2 protein-coding genes are annotated in these 963 nt (G+C 53.7%); both read left to right on the top strand.

All coding sequences use genetic code 11. The features are described from left to right. Positions 1-38 precede the first annotated feature (38 nt). A complete protein-coding gene (locus PsAD26_RS22825; RefSeq protein WP_000453580.1) occupies positions 39-584 on the top strand; it encodes a DNA-packaging protein in 546 nt (181 codons plus the stop codon). After that, on the top strand, positions 559-963 hold a 405-nt coding region (locus PsAD26_RS29035; protein ID WP_080484645.1), incomplete at its 3' end, for a phage terminase large subunit family protein. The genes PsAD26_RS22825 and PsAD26_RS29035, both read left to right, overlap by 26 nt.

Below are 963 nucleotides of genomic sequence, written 5' to 3' on the forward strand. Positions count from 1 at the left end.
GTCGTTTCCTTTCTCTGTTTTTGTCCGTGGAATGAACAATGGAAGTCAACAAAAAGCAGCTGGCTGACATTTTCGGTGCGAGTATCCGTACCATTCAGAACTGGCAGGAACAGGGAATGCCCGTTCTGCGAGGCGGTGGCAAGGGTAATGAGGTGCTTTATGACTCTGCCGCCGTCATAAAATGGTATGCCGAAAGGGATGCTGAAATTGAGAACGAAAAGCTGCGCCGGGAGGTTGAAGAACTGCGGCAGGCCAGCGAGGCAGATCTCCAGCCAGGAACTATTGAGTACGAACGCCATCGACTTACGCGTGCGCAGGCCGACGCACAGGAACTGAAGAATGCCAGAGACTCCGCTGAAGTGGTGGAAACCGCATTCTGTACTTTCGTGCTGTCGCGGATCGCAGGTGAAATTGCCAGTATTCTCGACGGGCTCCCCCTGTCGGTGCAGCGGCGTTTTCCGGAACTGGAAAACCGACATGTTGATTTCCTGAAACGGGATATCATCAAAGCCATGAACAAAGCAGCCGCGCTGGATGAACTGATACCGGGGTTGCTGAGTGAATATATCGAACAGTCAGGTTAACAGGCTGCGGCATTTTGTCCGCGCCGGGCTTCGCTCACTGTTCAGGCCGGAGCCACAGACCGCCGTTGAATGGGCGGATGCTAATTACTATCTCCCGAAAGAATCCGCATACCAGGAAGGGCGCTGGGAAACACTGCCCTTTCAGCGGGCCATCATGAATGCGATGGGCAGCGACTACATCCGTGAGGTGAATGTGGTGAAGTCTGCCCGTGTCGGTTATTCCAAAATGCTGCTGGGTGTTTATGCCTACTTTATAGAGCATAAGCAGCGCAACACCCTTATCTGGTTGCCGACGGATGGTGATGCCGAGAACTTTATGAAAACCCACGTTGAGCCGACTATTCGTGATATTCCGTCGCTGCTGGCGCTGGCCCCGTGG

The organism is Pseudovibrio sp. Ad26, assembly GCF_001623285.1.
Taxonomy (GTDB): domain Bacteria; phylum Pseudomonadota; class Alphaproteobacteria; order Rhizobiales; family Stappiaceae; genus Pseudovibrio; species Pseudovibrio ascidiaceicola.